Below are 19,395 nucleotides of genomic sequence, written 5' to 3'. Positions count from 1 at the left end.
TGATCTTCTTATTTTGGATGATTTTGGACTAACTCATTTCGAACAGCAACAGCGAATGGATATGCTGGAGATAATTGAGGATCGGCATGCAAAAAAAGCAACTATAATTGCCAGTCAACTACCAGTGGAAAAATGGTGGGACATCTTTGGAGATTCAACTCTGGCCGACGCCTTTTTGGATCGTATGGTGCACACATCTTATAGAATTGAATTAAAAGGAGAAAGTCTAAGAAAAAAAAGGTAAAATTGTCATGCCGTCAGCTATGACAGGCCAAATCCCCGAGGGGGGTCAGTATCATGCATTACTGGGGTCAATATTGCCAGAATATCCAATAGCGATCACGGACCCAGAAAACATCACTAATCAAGTTATTGCCGATGTACTAGCGGGAATGAGAATTGACTTGCCACTAAAGGCAGATATCATCACTAAAGATCCATGGAGTACCTATTTTAGAGTAATAGATACAATTAAAGAGAAGTTTACCCTGTTACCAAAAATAGATGGGCTACCTAGCAGTTCCCGAAACTATAAGAATGACAGCATCTTTAAAGACCGGAGGATAAGCATGATAAATATATCGCTTGAACTGGCCTATAGGATTGCTTATGGAGAATTACCTTACGGAAGAACCGTTGATTTAACCTGTAAAGACAATGCAATTGAAAAATCAAAAATGTATTGCATCGATTTAATTGTACCTAAAGGGCAGGAAGCAGAATTATTGCCTACCCTACGTAAGCATTTACAGGAAAAATTAACTTTAAAAGCGAATCTAGAAAAACGGTTGAAACCCGTTTATGTGCTTACCGCTGTAGACAATATCAAGTTTCCCAGTCTGAAAAGGTCAAATTCTACTAAAGGAGATTTTCAGGGTAGTGGGGATACGTTTAGCGGAGAAGGCATTAAGCTAAGACACGTTGCACAATACCTAGAAGAGTTTGGTCTGGTGGACTTGCCCGTTGTTGATGGAACCAACAACACTGAGCGGTACAACATCACTTTTACTTTTATCCCTGAAAAGAAAGGGGACCTGGAAAAATCACTTGCAAATTTAGGATTAAAGCTAACAAAGTCAGAAAGGGAGATTGATATGTTAGTTTTTAGATAAGATGATCATTATTCCCTAATTATTTAATAAGTTTTAGGAGGTAGGATTTAAGAATATTATAGTTAGCAGAGTTGCCTACGATTATCCTGCTGTACTCCGCTTTTTCCTATATTATCATAAACTCATTTCATTAATCAAACTCAATTATTAGTTTTTGATAATGAGTAAATGATAAAATATAATGGCAAATTAAAAGTTCATTTAATAAGTCATTTACTTCTCTTTTGTCGGAAACCTTTACTTTATAATAAAAAATTTCTCTAGTATTTTTTAGCATGAACAATAAATCAAAAGTTTAAACGCTATAGTATATGAGAGCGTTAATTTAGATAAGGGGACTATGATCACAGATCACGGTCCCTTTTTCTTTAATTCATTATAGGTTGACAAAGCTCATCATATTCTAGGCGGAACCTTCGTTTTTTGAGACAATAACTAAAAAGGAAATTTTAAGTCCTGTCAAAAATCCACCATTTTTGATGGTAAATGAGATGATTATTTGAACTTACCCAATAAAGTTGTCAGCTTATAATGCTGAACGGTCCCAATACCTTAGGTCGGTCTGCATCAGAAATGATGTGTTCAATTCAAAATATGCAATATTAATAAAACAATATGTGCTTTATTTTTCTTCATATGTAGATGTGGATTTGAATTTTACGTAATGCTTATATCTCTGCATCGATTATGGTGCAACTATTGGGCATAAAGGGTTCCACTGACACTATCTCAGTTTGAGAAAAATGATCCAGAACGTTTTCATTGTTGTATAATGAATATGTTGCAGGACTTAAATTATTGGATATTCCGAGAAAAGTTTACCAGTATTTCCGCTTTGAAACCTTACCAGGTTTTCCGACGCAAAGGTTACCAGCGACAGCTGGTTTATTATAAGAGTTGTTTTTTTGTTTAACAATAATAAGGTTTATTTTTTCTTTCTCAAAGATTCCCCCGTGAGTTCAACTTTATGTGCCGACGCTGTCAGTCTGTCAAGTATTGCATCCGCAAGGCTAGGTTCGTTAATGAACTCATAATATTTATCCAGCGGAAGCTGGGAGGTTATGATGATTGAACCATTTCCATACCTGTCTTCAAGAATATCCAGCAGTGCGAGTTTTGCATCATGGGAAAGCGGCTTTAGTCCAAAGTCATCTAGAATAACAACTGCGTGTGCAGCTATGTTTTTGATCCACTTTAGGTAGGTCCCGTCAAGTTTTGCCTGTCCGATAGCTTCCAGGAATTTGTTCATGGCAAGATACAGTACTTTGTGTCCCATCAGGCAGGCATTCCTTCCCAGTGCACATGCGAGGTAACTTTTCCCGCAACCGGTCAGCCCATGGATGAGGATATTCTGAGACCTATTGACCAGACTGTCATCGGATAACTGGCCAAGCATCTCCCTGGTCAGTCCACGTTCCGGTTTGCAGATCACTTCCTCAAGCAGTGCATTGTAACGGAGCCTGCTGTTTTTCAACAACCTCTCGGTTCGCTGAAAGTTTCGATGCTCAATTTCAGCCTGGCACAGCATTGCTACCAGGGTATATGCATCTTCCTGTTGATGACTGGGTAGGTTTAACATAGCCTGATAACGTTTGGCCATGCCGGGCAGCCTAAGTGAATTAAGCTGCTCCAGTGTTGATTGTTTATTCATTTTATTTGGAATTGATTTCTAGTTTAGCCTCTCATATGCCTTCGCTCCCCTGTGATTGTCATGGCCGGGGATTGGTGAACCTTCAGGTACAGCATCCTCCTGGAGATCCATGTTGTTGGATAGGATATTGTTGAGTACCCCGTAATTATATTTATATCCTCTCAATGCCCTCTTGCAGGCATTCTCGACACGCACCGAACCAAAAGAACTTATCAGCCTGAGAATACCCAGGCATGGCCCATAAGCCTGGTGAATGGAGATCTTACTTTCCATCAGCTTACTGAAGAACTGATGGGTGGCCGGACCGTTTTGCTCGGCTTTGAGTAAATAATAATCAGGATCCCAACCACGCCTTTCAGCAATTTTTCTGTGATTTTCCGGCATATGCTCCAGATCTGTGGTATATCCATGCTTTTTAAAGCTTCGCTTGTGTATGGCAATCCGTTCAAGTTGATAATAGATTTCAACGTGGTCTGAATCATAAATGATGGTTACGCTTTTGCCAAGATAAGCAAATGGTACGCTATAGAAATGCCAATCTTCACCGACCACTACATGATAGTTCTTCTGAACCTTTGCCTTTGTGTAGTGGGACAGTTCGAATGGCTGAACGGCCAGAGGTTGCAACAGTGGCTTTTCCTCAGACTGAAAAAGACTCATCCTGCTGTAGCTCTTTTTCTGGAAGTTTAACTGGTGGTGCTCGTCTACCTTTTTAAGAATAGCCCTGTTTAGTTCGTCCAGACTATAGAAGCTTTCATTGCGTAAAAGCGCAAAGACCCTTCTATAGGAAATGAGCACCTGATTCTCAACCGATGGTTTATCCTTTGGCCGACCAGGGCGGGTAGCCAGTAACCCTACTTTATTATGTAATGCCCATTGCTCCAGAAGCTCAGGAAAGGTAGGCTCATACTTACAGGTCCTAACCACCCATTGTTTCATATTATCAGAGATAATGTTCAGCGGAGCTCCCTGGAAATATTCCAGCATCCTATTGAGGCCACCAATAACATTTACCAGGGTTGCATCCGGCAGCGCCATGACAAAACAATAGCTGCTGAATGGAAGTACTCCAACCAGAACAGGACACTCTATTACCTCTCCGCTATCGCGATCAACATATTCAAGTCTTGAGCCTGCAAAATCGATCTCCAGAAGGTGACCGGGTTTGTGCTCCATGCGCATACTTGGCTTGCGTGAGGAAAGCTCGATATCCAGAAGTTCGCAGAACCTGGAATACTGAAACCCTGATGGATATAACTTTAGATACTCCTGCCATAACAAGAACCTGGTAACACCAACACGTTTAAGTTCAAGAAGAAAATAACCCACCTGTTGCTGAAAATGAAACTTTCTTAGATCGATGGGCTCATCCTTTTGTTCCTTTTGGGAATGGACAAGGGTATTTAAATCATTGTCTCCCATATTAAAAAGCACATCGTAATCGGTACCGGTAGCCTTAAGCAACTTCGAGTACAGATGAATGGTCGGTCGGGAAACCCCTGTCTGCCTGGCGATCTCACGCTCAGAGTAACCACGTTTAAGAAGCAGGAGTATCTGTCTTACTTTTTGCATACTGAGTAGTTTATTTGCCATCTCTATATAGTTTGATCCTAATCAAAACTATAGGAAACGGTAGTAAATCACTCTTAATGGTAAACTTTGCTGTGGATTAAGTGGTAAGCTTTGTGCCGGAATGTCAGGCGTTTAAGACCCTTGAATCGTTACAAATGGTAAACTTTGCTCCGGAATACCCGGTAAGATTTGAAATGGAATACCTGGTAATATTTCCTCCGGAAAACTGGTAAACTATGCAGCGGAATTACTGGTAAGGTTTATAGTGGAATGGTGGTAAACTATAGAGCGGAATATGCAAATTATCATGTGTCAGCCCTTAATTAGGTGAGCAAAAGCCATTTTTGTCTATTGATATCACGCATTTAATAAGCCTTTGTATCTATTTGAAAAATAGTTATACTTTTCATGCTTAATCAGATTTATAGCTAATACAAATTTTAATTTCAAAGACTGGATCTTAACTGGATGGGGGGGCTGCGATTATTGCTATCATTGTCGCTGTATCTCGTCTGCTCAAGACAGGCTATGAATGTAACGTATATATGTCTGAAAGTGATCATAAAAATATAATTACCACATGAGGATCGATTTTCAAGAAAAGCTAGCTGATGTGAAGGGAAATGCCGAGGAGAACAAAAAGCAAGCATTAAAAGACAGCATTCATTTCTTACGACAACAATTGATTAAGAGATTCTATAAACAGGCAGGATTCTATAATTAATTGAAAACTAAAGGGTGATAAGTTTGATAAAAAAATTGAAAAATACACTGACTCTACAAAAACAATCACTAATAATATTAGTATTTTAATTAATAATAAAGAGGTTTCTGGAGGTCAGATTGTTGCTTTAATTGACAAACTACAAGCCAAAAATGATAGCCTTGATACTAAGTTATGAGAAACTTCTCAACTCTTAAAGTATGCTAAAGATAATTATAATTTTGATATTTATTTAAAGCTTAATGGTAGTAAGGGGACTTTAAACAGAAATGAGTCTCAAGCAGATTCCGCTAAGGTACTTTTGAGGAATTTTAGAAAAAGGCTTAGTAAGGATAAGAGTGGGAATTGGATTGTTGACGTATCTGGGGGTGATGAAGATAGGAAAAAGATCAGGGAGATGATCAAGTCTAGGGATTCAATTACAAGGCAAAAATAGTGTTTAAACCCTTGGAAAATGTTGTTTAAACACTATTTTTAATATACATTTTATTTTTTTAAGACAATTTGATTTGGTGATTATACGTGCTAACGGTTTCAGATGATATTAGATTATTTTTCTCAGAACATTTTTTTATAGGGAAAAATAATTATCAACTTTTTCTATTGCGGACCAATCCTGACTTTAGAAGTTAGCGAATGCATGAATTGCTATTTTTAAGGTTGATTATCAAATCTAAAATATGTCTTTCCATTTTCAATATATTTTTTAATCATCAGATTACCGCATTCGCTTTCATGCATTATAGTAAAACCTAACTTATAATGCTTGCTTATTCTTCCGAAATCTAGTGATGGTGAAGGCAGGTCACTATATCCGACAATACTGTTCCCTTTGATGTAAAGCAAGGTAACAGAGTTTTCAGGAACCATATCAATAAATTGCCCTACAACATTTTGATTTTCGAAATTAAAAGCTTTTAACGTCCTAGGAGTCGCATATCCTGTTACTACAATCAAACTGTCCCATTTTAATGGTATGAAAGAACATAAATCTAATTTTAAGCTATCAGATTTATCATTGTTTTTCAATGAAAGAATTTGAGAATTAAAAGAATTTTTCAGATTTACATTTTGAACTTTTGACTTCTTACATGCAAAAAAAAGTGTGAACGCTATTAACAATAAATAAGCATTTTTTCTCATAATTTTATTCATTAGTATATACCAATTGATACTCCAAACCCACTAATTTCATATATTTTAATTCTCCTGCATTCATCAATGAAAGAACGAGATTTTTAAATTCATCCCTTCGATTTAAAGAAGAGGAGCTAATGCTAGAAAATAAACTTCTCCCAGCGTAATTGTTCCATAAATCCATAGATTTAGCCATTTCATCCATTGGGTTAGCAGGCGTGCCTTCTTCATGCGCATCACCTAATTGTTTCGCAAGGTCTCTATTTATACTGTAAGTATTCCATAAGCTGAAGTAAGCATGTCTGAAAGAATCTGCTTTTGTATTGGTTTGATTTCCAGGAAATAATTCATTGGCTAACTCTATAGCTCCTTGTGCATTTACCAAATATCGTAGTTGATTTATACGTGTCATGTTATTAAAAATAACAAGTTCTCCAGGCTTCATCTGAGCTTTATATCCAACTTCGAATGCTTGTAACTCTATTGTATATGCTACAGAACCGTCAGGAGCCACACCACTGTCTACTGGAACCGTACCTCCGGGAGGTATTGTTGGAACACCTGGACAATAGTCTATGCATTCCTCACCAGTTGGATAGTCATAACAGACTTCCAATGGGGAACCTGGATAAGGTCCAGCACAAATCCTAACAGTTTTAGGGATACAGACCACACAGGGTCCTGACTGAGTGTTCATTTCTCCTCTGTTAGACGATTTTCTCACTGCCGCCGCCTTAACGTTAACAATTGTCCCATTGTTTACTTTGCTTAAATAAAAAAGTTCACCATTGGTATGCGAATATTCGATATATCCTGTCCACTCACCTAGATTATTTAATGATAAACTGTGAATTTTGTAAAAGGGATTATTAAAAGATTCTTCACCAGGAATATATTTCAATACTTCCATAGTAACAATCGAATCTGTTCTTTTCTTATAAATTATAAGTGTTGATTGAACAAAATCGCTTAAAGTTCTATTAGACTTTCGAGTCAAAGATGAAGCCGCATAATCTCTGACCACCAATGTATCCATTTTATAAGGCACTTCTACGACATCTACTCCATTCAAAGCATATTGCACTGCATTAGCCCAAGATACCTTCGTTTTAATTTTTTCAGTAATTGCCTCTGAGGGATTAACCAAATGTATTTTGTTTTGGTTCTTTTCATTGTTCAAAATCTTTCGAGCATTTTCAATAGTCAATTGCGAATTTAGCGTGGTAGGCTCATCGATAGAACTTGTTTCTGCATCTTTTTTGCACGAGAGCGCAGTTAAAATTACAAGATAAAATAATAATTTTTTCATGATAATAATTTAGATATGAGATTTATTAATTGATGCCGAAAGGTAAAGTCTAGATATTAATTCTATATGGTTTTAAGGTTATCATACCAAAAAGAGAGATGCTGTAAAAAGCCCTAATTATAGCTATTGGTCATGATTAGGATATCATCAAAATTCCCTGATTATTTAAAAGGTTTCAGGAGGTAGGACTTAAGAATATTATAGTTAGCAGAGTTGCCTACGATTATCCTGCTGTACTCCGCTTTTTTCCTGTATTATCATAAACTCATTTCATTAATCAAACTCAATTATTAGTTTTTGATAGTGAGTAAATGATAAAATATAATGGCAAATTAAAAGTTCGTTTTCTAAGACATTTTTCTATCTGTCTTAACTAGCGCCTACGAACTTACAGCTAAAAGAAAAATATACATTAGGGATGGATGACTTCCTTAATTTAAAATATAGGACGTGATGGATAAATTGACCCCCGCCTCACCCGCAATAGATTTGTTGTGAGTTTTTGATTTGCTTTATATTTGTAAATTGGCGAGAACTGGTCAAATGTACTAATGTGTCCAAGCACGATGAACAAGTTGCTCAAACAAAAGAATCTTTCGATGGTTTAGATTGCAAATATCCATAATCGAACCCATGAAAAAGCTGTACCAATCCCAGATTTTCCTATTGGCTTTTGTCGTCATGACTATGCTCTTTATCGCTCCGAGTTTTGCACAGTCGCAAACCGCCATGAATATCAAGGCCTATTCGGATTTTAAAAAGGCAGATGCGGAACTAAATGTCGTATACCAAAAGATCCTGAAAAGCTATTCCAGGGAAACTACTTTCATTAAAAAATTCAGGAATGCCCAGCGGCTCTGGATCCAACTTCGTGATGCAGAACTGGCCGCAAAATACCCTCACAGCGGAACCTATGGTTCGGTGTCACCCATGTGCGAATCGATATACCTAGAAACGCTGACTAAAGACCGGATTAAATTTTTAAATATATGGGTTACCGGAATCGAAGAAGGTGAAGTTTGTCTGGGTTCGGTCAGGATGAAATCATAGCACATTCTGGTCTTTCAATGATGTATTAATTAATCCTATCTATTCCCTATACTTTTATTCAAACCAATAACAATGACTTTTTATCAGCTCCTAAAACGATTCTTTAGTCTAATCTTACTGATCAGTATATTCACTTGCTGTAAGAAAAAGGAAGATCAACCCCGACCTGAAATAGATATGCCGCCGGTAATTACAGGTAAGTTATACGGATCGTCTTTTACGGCAAAAGTTATACAGGAGCGCTATACAAAATTTGGTATGAACAACTACCGCCCCGAAGACTTGTTCAGTATATACATAGCAGGAGATGGATCCAAAACCTGTAGTTCACCATTGAGCGATTTTTCGATACGCCTGACGGTCCCCAAAAAGACTGGCACTTTTTCGGGTAATGATACCTATATCCTAGTTAATGATCCGGGCGATCCAAGCGGTCAGAATGGTTCATTATTCTCTTCAGAACAAACCATTATCACCATCAGTTCCATTACAGGGGATAAGGTGATCGGCCAAGTTAATGTGAAATGGCCGGAACAGAATATTGATTTTAAAGGGCACTTCGATGCTTACTACTGCAAATAAGATGAGATGTTTTCTAGCATATTAATGTAAATATCACCCATTTTTGCTTTGCGGTATCTGGCTTAAATGTATTTCCATTAAAATCGCCTGTAAAATATTGTGTTGGATAAACCAATCTGATTAACCCCTTTCCGTCAAGTTACTAATCAATTGACAAGTAACACTTTATGGCAAATTTATTTCTGGCAGGACGTGGTCAATCCATTCTGGTTTATCCAAGTTAGATATAAATTTCACTTATCTTTCAAATTAAGACTCTTTGCTTTTTTAAGAAATTCTTCTTTAGACTTAATTGCTCTTTCCTTAAATTCTAAAGATCCTTTATTAAGGTTAGTAACTATATTAATGTATTTTCTCTTTTCATTTACAACCAGTTTGGATATGGAAGTTTCATCGGATAAGAGATTTTTAGAATCTTCTGTTTCAGTATTATTAATTAAAATTTGATACGTCCACAATTTTTTATCAATTTTATAACGATTGAATATCTGTTCTAAAGTTAAAAACTTGATTCCTGCTTTTGGAGTAATAATTAATATATAATCAGCAACAATATTAGGGAAAGTTTTTTCAGATTCATTTTTTGATAGCAAGTCTAAATTCGTTATAAATTTAGGATTTAGTATTAAATCTCTTGTTATAAGATTTGTTCCATTATTTTGTTTAATTACATTATAAATGCTTATGTTCCTCTTAATGATACTTATATCAGCTGAAGAGTCTTTTACAGTTTGTGACCAAAGACTAGTATAATTAATTGTTAATAATATATTAACACAAATTATTATTATGACTTGTATTCTCGTTTTCATATCCTACTTATTACCTGTTATTACTATCACATTAAAAAATTGACTTGGAATTTTAGTATTATCATACTTAGGAATAAATATACCCAGGCTCCCCAATTGGTAGGTCTATCTCTCAGTTTCAAATTGGGATATTATTTATTACAATAAGGCACCAAGGACCAGATGGGATCTTCGTTGCAACACTAGGAGGAAGACTTTTTAATTGCTATTGAGAGTAGGCACGCATACTCATAAGAGCGATTAAACCTTGTAAAAGTGCAAGCAAAAGCAAATGTTTCTTTATGTATAGATGATGTTTAAAATTTGCTATTCCATAAATTATTTAAGAAAATCTTAATTTATATCCTGACAGCAAATTCGACTATTACCCCTTTCAAAATTGTTCGTTTTTTGAGACTAATAACATTAAATGAAAGTCTTTAGTCTCATTAAAAAATCCACCGTTTTTTAATAAAAAATAATATGAAAGATAAATTTATATTTAGTACTTAATGCATAAATTATTGCGGCTTTTACATTAGATGGCCGTCGGAATAATAAATTTTGATTTGGGATCAATATGCTTTTCTGAAATTCAGAAAATATACTTCCAAAATACCACTTCAGTATGATGCTATTTGTTTTTCATAACCTACTTAAGGTCTCCATCCCATAGAAATGGTATTCGTCACACTTATAGAAAGTATATTATTCAATGGCGTATCATTGTATCAAATATTCAGACAATGAAAGTCAAAATAAGAAAACACGAGCAATTGCTCATTGCCCTATTCGGTTTGATGACTATTATCAATTACACTTTACAGCAATTAGGTTTCATACCTGTCTATATTTCTGGATTTAATGAATATCTTAAATCTCATCCCAACGTTCATTTTAATTATTCAGCCTACCTTTTGCTACCGCGAATCGGTGTAGTCCTATTGTTTATGTTTAGTTATTTCTGGCTTAATAAGATTACCATCCCTCAAATCCGGCGAAACACTAACGGCTCATTTTTCATTTATGCCTGGGTTTTAATTCAGGTGTTATTACTGGCTTATTTTCTAGCAATTGGTGTAAATTTTGCAACCTATTATGCGCGGCCGGCCTGGAACAACTATGCTGATTTCAGAATATTTGCTTTACTTGGATATAACGAGTACCCATTAACTGATTTGTGGGCAGGTTTTGACAGGGCACTAATCTGTTTAGCTGCTTACGGAATTTTTGCCACCTTGCGAGAACTGGTTATTCACCGTATAGAAAATTCCGGCTCAAAGAGCAATTACCGGGTACTAATTGCCAATCAAATATCCTCGTCCTTATGTATCTTCTTATTGTTTCCTGCACTTGTATTATCTCTTAATCTTATTAAAGACGATGCCAATTATGGTGCGTATTTTGTCTTTATACCTTCTGCTATTATCATATACATCACCAATATCTACTGGCTTTTCCCTCGGCTTTTAAATACCTCCAACAATATTGTTAGGTTGATTTTGACGCTTTCAATTTGTACCTTCTTATGCTCATTTCCTTTCATGGGATTTCTGTTTCATCTTGGAATAAATATTAATGTGTGGCCAATAAATTGGTCTATTCAACTTTTACTAGTTACACCAATCACCTGGATGCTCTACCAACAGAAAAAAGATAAAATTTTGGAATTGCGAGGTACCAAAATTGCATTATCGAAAACGACCGCTGATCTACAATTTTTGCGTTCACAAATCAATCCGCATTTTTTGTTTAATGTATTGAACACGTTATATGGCACGGCCCTGATCGATGGCTCCAAAAGAACTGCTAACGGCATACAAATGCTAGGTGATATGATGCGGTTTATGCTCGATGACAATCATCTTGACTTCATTCCCCTAAGCAACGAGATCAGTTATCTCAAGAATTATATAGCCCTTCAAAAATTGCGCATTCAGGATTCGGAGGAAATCGACATCAGCGAAGAATTTACTATTGATAACTATGATCATGAAATCATTCCAATGTTGCTAATCCCTTTTGTGGAAAATGCATTTAAACATGGGATTGATTTAAACAAAAAGTCTTGGATAAATATTTCGCTGTCTTGTGATGGTAAACGCATTACTCTTAACGTTAGGAACAGTCTGCATAAAGTAGATGCAAATGATCCAGAAAGGAAACATGCTGGTATTGGCCTAAAAAACGTTACGGAACGACTGATGATGTTTTATGAGGGGCAACATGAGTTAAATCACTCATCAACCGAAAAAGAATTTATCATCAAATTAGTTATTGACACAAAAGCCCCTAAGTCATGAAAGAACTGCAAGCTATAGCTATTGATGATGAACCTATTGCTCTGGAGGTTGTAAAAAACTTATTGGAAGAAATGCCTTTTGTAAAACTAACAGCCTGCTTCACCAAGGCAATTGAAGCGATTGGTTACCTGAGCGAAAATGAAATTCAATTAATTTTTTTAGATATCAAAATGCCTGGTCTTTCTGGTATAGAGTTTATAAAATCACTGCCAAAACCGCCGATGATAATCTTTACTACCGCCTACAGTGAACATGCGGTTCAAAGCTTTGAACTGGATGCTGTTGACTACCTTTTAAAACCGTTTTCATTTGCACGTCTGTTAAAAGCTTGTAATAAAGCCTATGAGTTGCATCAGTTGAAAGGTAACAATAGGGAATTAAAATCAAAATCCTTGCCTAGCATATTTATAAAAAGTGGCTTTGAACAGATTAAAATTGATTTGACTGATCTGCGCTATGCCGAAAGCAGTGGTAATTATATGAAGCTGCATTTAGATGGCCAAACATCTATAACCTCACGTCTTACCGTCTCAGAAGCTGAATCCTTGCTTCCGATAAATTCATTCATTCGGGTACACCGTTCGTTTATAGTTGCCAGAGATAAAGTAACTAAGGTGGATAAAAGGAGCGTGTGGCTGAATGAAACTGAAATTCCCATTGGCCCATCATATATTTCCGAAATTGAAAACCTGTTGAAATCACTATCTTAATAAAAATATCAGAATAACATAAACCATATATGAACTTTAAAAAATTAATGACAACACTATTGTCAATAGGATTCGTTTTGCCTGTTTTTTCCCAAAGTAAACTTGCTTCCAAAGTTGATTCGCTCGTCGGTGCTTATACAAATATTCAAGAATTTAATGGCTCCGTGTTGGTGGCGGTGAAAGGCAAGATCCTGTTAGCTAAGGGTTATGGGTATTCAGACCAAGCCTCAAAAACGTTGAATACAGATAGTACAATATTTAGTATTGCATCTGTAACTAAAACTTTCACCTCAGCAATGATTCTAAAACTCGTTGAAGAAAAAAAACTTTCCCTTGATGATAAAATTATCAGGTTTTATCCAGGGTATCAATATGGCAGTCGTATTTCGATTGCAAATCTATTGAACCATACTTCGGGCATTAACGATCGAAATATAGAGGAAAAGAGGGAGAAATATGATAGGACGGTCTTGACCAGAGAACAACTATTGTTAGCAGAACTGAATGGAACTGAACTCAGTTCTGAACCTGGAATAACATTTAACTATAGTAATCGAGGGTATTATTTATTAGGAAACATCATCTCCAAGCTTACAAATATGACATATGAACAAGCAATCAGAAAGTACATCTTTACACCATATATGTTAAAAAACACCGGATTCGATTTTGGCAGCCTCAGAAAAAACGACAAGGCAAAGGGTTACTGGGCTGAAACTGGAAAAAACTATAGCAAGGAAACACCCATAATGGACTCAGCAGGCACTTATTCCGCAGGAGCGATCTACTCCAATGTTTTCGATTTATATAAATGGCATGAAATCTTGCAAAATTGTAATTTCATCAGTAAAGAATCTTTGGAACGTGCATATAAGCCCTATACCAAAACTTATGGATATGGATGGATAATTGATTCTCTACAAGGGAAACGTAGGGTTTCCCATAGCGGAGCAGTCTGGGGATTTAGAAGTAATTTTTCCAGGATTCCAGATGAAGATGTGGCGGTAATATTACTATCCAACTACGAGGTGCCAGGTTTAGACATGATAGCTAAGGGAATTATCTCCATACTTTATGGACAGCCTTATTATCTTCCCATAAAGAAAAAAGCTATTCATTTGGAACCTATTAAACTTGTTAAATATGTTGGTACTTATGAAATATTAGAATCACATTTAGTTCTTGAAGTAAAATTAGAGAGTGGGAAATTAGTTGTCTATCCAAAAAATGGAAATAGCTCTGTTCCACTTCCAGAAAGTGAAAATCGTTTTTTCGGCGAAACCGAGGAAAGTTTGGAATTGATTTTCGGAAAGAAGTCGAATAAAGATATTATTACGATAATCATGGGTGAAACGAAACGTGAAGCAATTAAAAGGAATTAAGGCTTCGGCGTATCTTACCATTATTCCCTCATTATTTAATAGTTAAATTTTTCCGCCCTTCTTTAAACCATCTAAGATTATACTGGAATAATTGGTGTCACCTACTATGGGCAGATCTATTATACACGTAGTGAAATCCTTATTCCACTTAACTATAGGTTGCCCAGATTTATTTAGTGTATTAATTGTGATAGCAATTTTATTCGCAATAGGTCTCCATCCTGACGAGACCCCAACGCCTCTTTCAGGATTTAGGAATTCTCCTATAGTGGTTATAGTTGTCATGCTCAGTTCGTAGCTATTATCTGTTAGTTTAACACCCTGAGCATTTAATGTGATATGCAATTTGCCCGAGATTTTGGAGATTTCTTTAGCACATGCAGCTTTTTGTTCAGCTGTGGTATTTACGGATGTTTTTTCTGCTGAGCTTAATATATTAGTGCCATAAACCTTGTCAAAATACTTGCCTAGATACGAACTTAAATAAGAAAAAGTTGAAATATCAAAAGAGCGCTTATCAGACATAATCCTGGTGAACATCTCTGATGGCCCATTAATAGTAACACTTTCCTCTATAACTTTAGCTCTTGACCAATTATATTTCTGTTCAAGCGTTTGAACAATATCGGCAGTTGTTTGTGCCTTTGTGTAGAAAGGGGTGGCCATACAAAAAATAGCACAAAATAAAAACAGTCTCATTTCTTTACTTTTTTATAGGTGATGATTTAATAAATTCATGAAACCTTAAGAAATTTAGATTTTAATCTAATTTCATGATTTCAATTCCGATTTTGTAAGAGTAATTGTCGTTAATAAACGATTATTGGGCTATCAAATTTCATTTAAACATACTCATTTTTTGTTAAAATAAAATAAAACCTTGTATTTAGGTCAATAACATTTTCTCAACTAATAATTAATAAATACAGTATCAATAGATAAACACAAGTTTGAAATCAGTTTATAGAATATGAATAGAATTTGTTACATTTCTTTCCGTTTTCGGTGAGTTTGAGCATTATATTGTTAACATTGGATTTGTTTCAAGGCTTATTCTAATTGAAAATTTTTATTTCTTCGTTTTTTGAGACTGTTTCATTCGTTTTGCTAACTATTAATTTCTATCTATCACCAATTTACAGCAAGAGACGTCATTTTTGAATACAAAGCGCTCAATCCGAATTTTCCTTGCATGCCATAATCTCTGATAGTTTTTTTTAGACCATTCTTGAAGGTTATGGTTAACGTGGCTGTTTGGTCGTCTGTCCATGGAACCTGAAATTGATCATTTAACTTTTTTATATTTATGTAGTTTGCCAAGTCACTTAATTCTTTAAATATATCCATCGATAAAATTCTTGAAGATTTACCTTTGGTTTTGGTAAATTCAATTCCCTCGAAATCACCTTTACCACTAGGATATAGTGTCAAATTAAATATTGGACAACTACCAAAACAACCTGAAGTATTCATTTTGATAGATTTTACAATATCATTCCCAGGTGTTTCCAACTCAACGAAACTGTTATATTTAAAAACTAGTGTATCAGTAATTATAACATCCCTGTAGGAAAAAGGAATTTTATTTGTCAGGTCAGGTTGTTGGGTTTTGCGAAAGAGTCTTAAATAGTTTTTTGTGCCAATTCTTATTGGCTTTATAAGCTCACAGTTTTCAAATGAATTTTTAGAAAATCTGATAAGTTGAAACTTATTATTCCCTTTATCTATGAAAGCATAGGTTATATAATTATACCAATATGCGATAAAAACCAAGTCTGTTAAACCATCATTGGTTACATCTACCTTTTCCCAATTTTTTATATTCCAGTTAGTAAATATGCCGTCACATGCAAGATTTTTTAAAAGAGAATCCGTTGGTTGTATTTCAAATTTTCCGAATTTATCTTTCACAAATTGGGGATTTTCCGACTTAACGAAATCATTTACATCGGAATCAGTTAACAAACCATCGATCCTATTAGCGTAAGTAGCGGAATTGAAAAAGAAAATTAATAATATCAATATTGCAGAGAGACGCATGTTATTTTATTTTTACCTAATATAATTAAATTGTGTGGATATCGTTATCAGTTAAATTTTAAAAGGTTTTTCTTTCGTTTTTTGAGACAAATTATTTACGCTCAAAACTTATTGTCTATCAGAACTCGAACGTTTTTTTTTAGGAAAACCCCGTTCCTTATAAAAATGTTAATTTTAAGGAAAAAACAGCCTTCATCTTTAATTTTATCCTAACCGAAAAAGCTCCGTTTGATAAAAGGAATATTAGTAGTTTTATTATTTAAAATCTTGTGATTTATTTGGATAACTAAATTTAAAAGAAGTGTTATAGGAAAGTCAATGTTTACAAGTCGACAGAAATCCTAGATCAGTAGCAACAAACAAAATTAAACGTGAATGAACTAGTTCTATCAAAAGTTTAATATTGTAGTATTAAATATTAACGGAATTCTAAAATCTCTTATGAAAATATCAATTCTAATTTTGATATCAGCACTATCAGTGACCATTGGATCTTGTAAAAAAGATAATAATGAAATCAATGCAAACTTTAAATGTAAGCTTAATGGTACTGTTTGGAATCCTTATAGCGATGATTTGAAACTGAGTGAGGCCGAAGCGCATCTTACTAATGGTGACAAGGAAATATTTATAAAGGCGAGAAATACTAAATCTAGAGAAGAAATAGGTTTTGGTATTTACACAAGTGCTGCTATGATAACCCCGGGAAGATACGCATTGAATATGCGTACGCTACAATTTGGATATTATAGTAAAAATGATTTTAAGGGTGAATATAAAACAAAAGCAGGTTATGAAGGCGAATTGGAAATCATTAGCCTCGACAAATCAGCTAAACGGATAACCGGTAGGTTTCGTTTTAAATGCTTAAATGAGACTACATTATACGCTTCTGAAATAACAGAAGGAGAGTTCAACTTAGCCTATTTTGATTTTTAGTTAGGAGCTAGTTATGCTCATGAACGTTACACACGGATATATGTAGTTTATTTCTTCCATCGATCCTAACTTCAAATTATGCCTAATATTAAATAATAAAAGGACCAGGCTGGTGTTGAGAAAATCATTGATAATATTTTCCTTTCTTAGCATCATCGATACTTTCGATTAATCCTTTTCACATTCAATTTGATTCATAGTTGAAAGCGTGGAGGCCGGTTGAGCATACTGCTGCTTGGGATATTTGATGCTACAGTAATAATTTACCGAAAGCCAGTTTCTCTTCAAATATTAAATTGAATTTTTCAATAACATGCATACATATATTGTTTGTTTTGATAACAGTATTTTTATAATAAAATACTTTAAATTCAGCAATCGAATATGGAATGCCATTAATATTGGTTTAACTACAAGTGTTTAATTGAAAAACGGCAAATGTGTTTTGAGAATAAATCCTGGAACTGGGTGGTTTTATGCAGTTCAAAACACTAAATCAATCTTTATTATGTTAAAAAAAATATTTTTTGGTGCAAGTATTGTTTTATTTTTCAGTGCCTGCTGCTACACAGGAGTTAAAACCAGTTATGGTTTACATCGGAAAGCTATTCCAAAGTTGGATAGAACTAATAATCATTACAATCTCATCGATACCTCTTCGGTATTTAAGATTAAAACAAACTTTTTTTACAATAAGTCGCTAGAAAAATATACATATTATGAAAAAGATAGTGACACGGATTATCCCTACACTAACTATCTTAAATTTTACGGAGGTGGGAAACTGGGCCTGTTTATCATATCCAAAAGTGATACCGCCAATTTGAAGCGGGACGATTTCAATCCCTTAAAAGCAAAAATGGGCTATTATGTCGTCAAAGAAAACGGCGAAATCCAGACTAGGACATCTACGATTGGAAATTGCAATTTATTTATCAGTAACCAAAAAGGAGTTGTAAAAGGTGATTCCATTATTTTGGAACGCCATTTCGGTGAGATATATGAGAAGAAAAAACTCTCTAAAGAGATACTTGCAAACTGGAGACCCGATTGGTAATCGCATTAATTCTGTACAATATTTCTTTAACTGTAAACAGCTTAACACCCAGCACGCCATATTATATTCTGGAGAAAGCCATCCGGATTGATTTGTTAGCAAATCTTTCGTTATGTGAGACATTTTTTTATTTGCCGTAATTGGTTCAAGTAAATTTACAGCTGAGAGAAAGATACACATTAAGGGATGGATTCCTTCGTTTTTCTGAAATTACCGTTGGCCTATTGGAAAAATACCAACGTTATTTAAGAACCTGTAAAAATAAAAATCATAAAAAGTCGGAAGAGCCAAAGTTTATTAGCGAGCGTACGGTCGTAAACCATTTGTTGCTTATGAGAACGCTTTACAATAGAGCTATTAAAGCAGTTGTAACGGATGTCAAAAATTATCCATTTGGGGAAGAGGGGAAGATTTCAATCAAGTTTCCTAAATCTTCAAAAATTGGGTTGATAGATACAGAAATCGTAGAACTTGAAAATTTGGATTTATCAAATGACCCTATTTTAAACCATGCAAGAAATATCTGGTTAACTGCATACTATTTTGCAGGAATGCGGATAACGGACGTGCTTCTGTTAAAATGGAGAGATATTCAGAATGACAGGTTGTTTTACACCATGTCAAAAAACAATGAACCTTGTTCTCTTAAAATACCGCAAAAGATATATCCAATTTTAGAGCAATACAAAAAGGACGAACGAAAGCATGATTTAATTTTTCCAGAATTGAAATTTATAGATAGCCTAAACAATTTATTCAAATTGCAAAAAAGAATTGCTCATGTTGTAAATTATCAAAATACCAAGATGAAGAAAGTTTTTGCTATGCTGAACATTAAAAAGAAGTCATCAACACATGTAACAAGGCATAGTTTCGCACAGCGTGCAGAAGAATTGGGAGTACATCCCAGGGTAGTTTAAGAGTTATATCGACACGAGAGCATTCAAACAACAATGATATACCAATCAAACTTTTCAAAGAAAAAAGTAGATGAGGCTTTAGACTTGGGTATGTGAAATAAACTGTGTCAATCTAA

General features: G+C 35.0%; 18 protein-coding genes and 1 pseudogene. 11 read left to right on the top strand and 8 right to left on the bottom strand.

Translation table 11 applies throughout. The annotated features are described in order from the left end of the window. Together D7004_RS03990 and D7004_RS03985 are read left to right on the top strand one after the other, a co-directional pair. On the top strand, positions 1–244 hold a 244-nt coding region (locus D7004_RS03990; protein ID WP_167459404.1), incomplete at its 5' end, for an ATP-binding protein. A 7-nt stretch (positions 245–251) separates the two neighbouring features. Continuing rightward, positions 252–1,112, top strand: coding sequence for a DUF3738 domain-containing protein (locus tag D7004_RS03985; protein ID WP_123204573.1), 861 nt, complete (start codon positions 252–254; stop codon positions 1,110–1,112). Positions 1,113–2,037: 925 nt separating this feature from the next. Here the strand turns inward: D7004_RS03985 and istB are convergent. Continuing rightward, positions 2,038–2,763: an IS21-like element helper ATPase IstB gene (gene istB / locus D7004_RS03980; RefSeq protein WP_123204572.1), complete on the bottom strand. Its 726-nt coding sequence runs from the start codon at positions 2,761–2,763 to the stop codon at positions 2,038–2,040. 18 nt (positions 2,764–2,781) lie between these two features. After that, the gene (gene istA, locus D7004_RS03975) at positions 2,782–4,356 is read right to left on the bottom strand and encodes an IS21 family transposase (protein WP_208646784.1); all 1,575 of its coding nucleotides are present in this window, start codon (positions 4,354–4,356) and stop codon (positions 2,782–2,784) included. A gap of 559 nt (positions 4,357–4,915) precedes the next feature. Between istA and D7004_RS20540 the strand changes: the two genes are divergently transcribed. After that, positions 4,916–5,059, top strand: a complete 144-nt coding sequence (locus D7004_RS20540; RefSeq protein WP_167459403.1) for a hypothetical protein — start codon at positions 4,916–4,918, stop codon at positions 5,057–5,059. A 654-nt stretch (positions 5,060–5,713) separates the two neighbouring features. Here D7004_RS20540 and D7004_RS03970 read toward each other — a convergent pair. Further along, positions 5,714–6,214, bottom strand: a complete 501-nt coding sequence (locus D7004_RS03970; protein ID WP_123204571.1) for a hypothetical protein — start codon at positions 6,212–6,214, stop codon at positions 5,714–5,716. Continuing rightward, positions 6,207–7,505 carry a DUF6973 domain-containing protein gene (locus tag D7004_RS03965; protein ID WP_123204570.1) on the bottom strand — a complete coding sequence of 433 codons (1,299 nt, stop codon included), beginning with the start codon at positions 7,503–7,505 and terminating at the stop codon, positions 6,207–6,209. The genes D7004_RS03970 and D7004_RS03965 overlap by 8 nt, the downstream gene beginning before the upstream one ends. Before the next feature lie 633 nt (positions 7,506–8,138). Between D7004_RS03965 and D7004_RS03960 the strand changes: the two genes are divergently transcribed. Further along, a complete protein-coding gene (locus D7004_RS03960; RefSeq protein ID WP_208646783.1) occupies positions 8,139–8,555 on the top strand; it encodes a lysozyme inhibitor LprI family protein in 417 nt (138 codons plus the stop codon). A gap of 177 nt (positions 8,556–8,732) precedes the next feature. Further along, entirely contained in the window at positions 8,733–9,137 is a 405-nt protein-coding gene (locus tag D7004_RS03955) for a hypothetical protein (RefSeq protein ID WP_123204569.1), read from the top strand. 233 nt (positions 9,138–9,370) lie between these two features. Here D7004_RS03955 and D7004_RS03950 read toward each other — a convergent pair whose 3' ends face one another. Further along, positions 9,371–9,949 carry a hypothetical protein gene (locus tag D7004_RS03950; RefSeq protein ID WP_123204568.1) on the bottom strand — a complete coding sequence of 193 codons (579 nt, stop codon included), beginning with the start codon at positions 9,947–9,949 and terminating at the stop codon, positions 9,371–9,373. A 725-nt stretch (positions 9,950–10,674) separates the two neighbouring features. Between D7004_RS03950 and D7004_RS03945 the strand changes: the two genes are divergently transcribed. From D7004_RS03945 to D7004_RS03935, 3 genes are read left to right on the top strand one after another with little or no spacing between them, the layout of a single operon-like run. Next, the gene (locus tag D7004_RS03945) at positions 10,675–12,231 is read left to right on the top strand and encodes a sensor histidine kinase (protein WP_123204567.1); all 1,557 of its coding nucleotides are present in this window, start codon (positions 10,675–10,677) and stop codon (positions 12,229–12,231) included. Beyond that, complete coding sequence (locus D7004_RS03940; RefSeq protein ID WP_244214234.1) at positions 12,228–12,941, top strand: LytR/AlgR family response regulator transcription factor; 714 nt, start codon at positions 12,228–12,230, stop codon at positions 12,939–12,941. Before D7004_RS03945 ends, D7004_RS03940 begins: the two co-directional genes overlap by 4 nt. 29 nt (positions 12,942–12,970) lie before the next feature. Further along, on the top strand, positions 12,971–14,323 hold the full coding sequence (locus tag D7004_RS03935; RefSeq protein WP_123204566.1) for a serine hydrolase domain-containing protein: 1,353 nt from the start codon (positions 12,971–12,973) through the stop codon (positions 14,321–14,323). A 42-nt stretch (positions 14,324–14,365) separates the two neighbouring features. Here D7004_RS03935 and D7004_RS03930 read toward each other — a convergent pair whose 3' ends face one another. Both D7004_RS03930 and D7004_RS03925 read right to left on the bottom strand, forming a co-directional pair. Then, positions 14,366–15,022 carry a hypothetical protein gene (locus tag D7004_RS03930; RefSeq protein WP_148042750.1) on the bottom strand — a complete coding sequence of 219 codons (657 nt, stop codon included), beginning with the start codon at positions 15,020–15,022 and terminating at the stop codon, positions 14,366–14,368. Between the two features lie 429 nt (positions 15,023–15,451). Next, positions 15,452–16,234, bottom strand: coding sequence for a DUF6438 domain-containing protein (locus tag D7004_RS03925; RefSeq protein ID WP_148042749.1), 783 nt, complete (start codon positions 16,232–16,234; stop codon positions 15,452–15,454). A 570-nt stretch (positions 16,235–16,804) separates the two neighbouring features. Here D7004_RS03925 and D7004_RS03920 point away from each other — a divergent pair. Both D7004_RS03920 and D7004_RS03915 read left to right on the top strand, forming a co-directional pair. Further along, positions 16,805–17,302 (top strand): DUF6252 family protein, encoded by a 498-nt coding sequence (locus D7004_RS03920; RefSeq protein ID WP_148042748.1) that lies wholly within the window; start codon positions 16,805–16,807, stop codon positions 17,300–17,302. 424 nt (positions 17,303–17,726) lie between these two features. Next, positions 17,727–18,359: a hypothetical protein gene (locus tag D7004_RS03915; protein ID WP_123204562.1), complete on the top strand. Its 633-nt coding sequence runs from the start codon at positions 17,727–17,729 to the stop codon at positions 18,357–18,359. 18 nt (positions 18,360–18,377) lie between these two features. On the opposite strand, the pseudogene D7004_RS21220 reads toward D7004_RS03915, so the two are convergent. Beyond that, positions 18,378–18,482 (bottom strand): annotated as a pseudogene (locus tag D7004_RS21220) (DUF6734 family protein); the annotation flags it as partial. Positions 18,483–18,499: 17 nt separating this feature from the next. Between D7004_RS21220 and D7004_RS03910 the strand changes: the two are divergent. Beyond that, positions 18,500–19,279 carry a tyrosine-type recombinase/integrase gene (locus D7004_RS03910; RefSeq protein ID WP_123204561.1) on the top strand — a complete coding sequence of 260 codons (780 nt, stop codon included), beginning with the start codon at positions 18,500–18,502 and terminating at the stop codon, positions 19,277–19,279. The last annotated feature ends 116 nt before the right edge of the window (positions 19,280–19,395 follow it).

The sequence above is a fragment of the Pedobacter jejuensis genome, assembly GCF_003725795.1.
GTDB lineage: Bacteria > Bacteroidota > Bacteroidia > Sphingobacteriales > Sphingobacteriaceae > Pedobacter > Pedobacter jejuensis.
The sequence above is the reverse complement of the archived record's forward strand: the minus strand, read 5'-3'. Positions and strand labels throughout refer to the sequence as shown.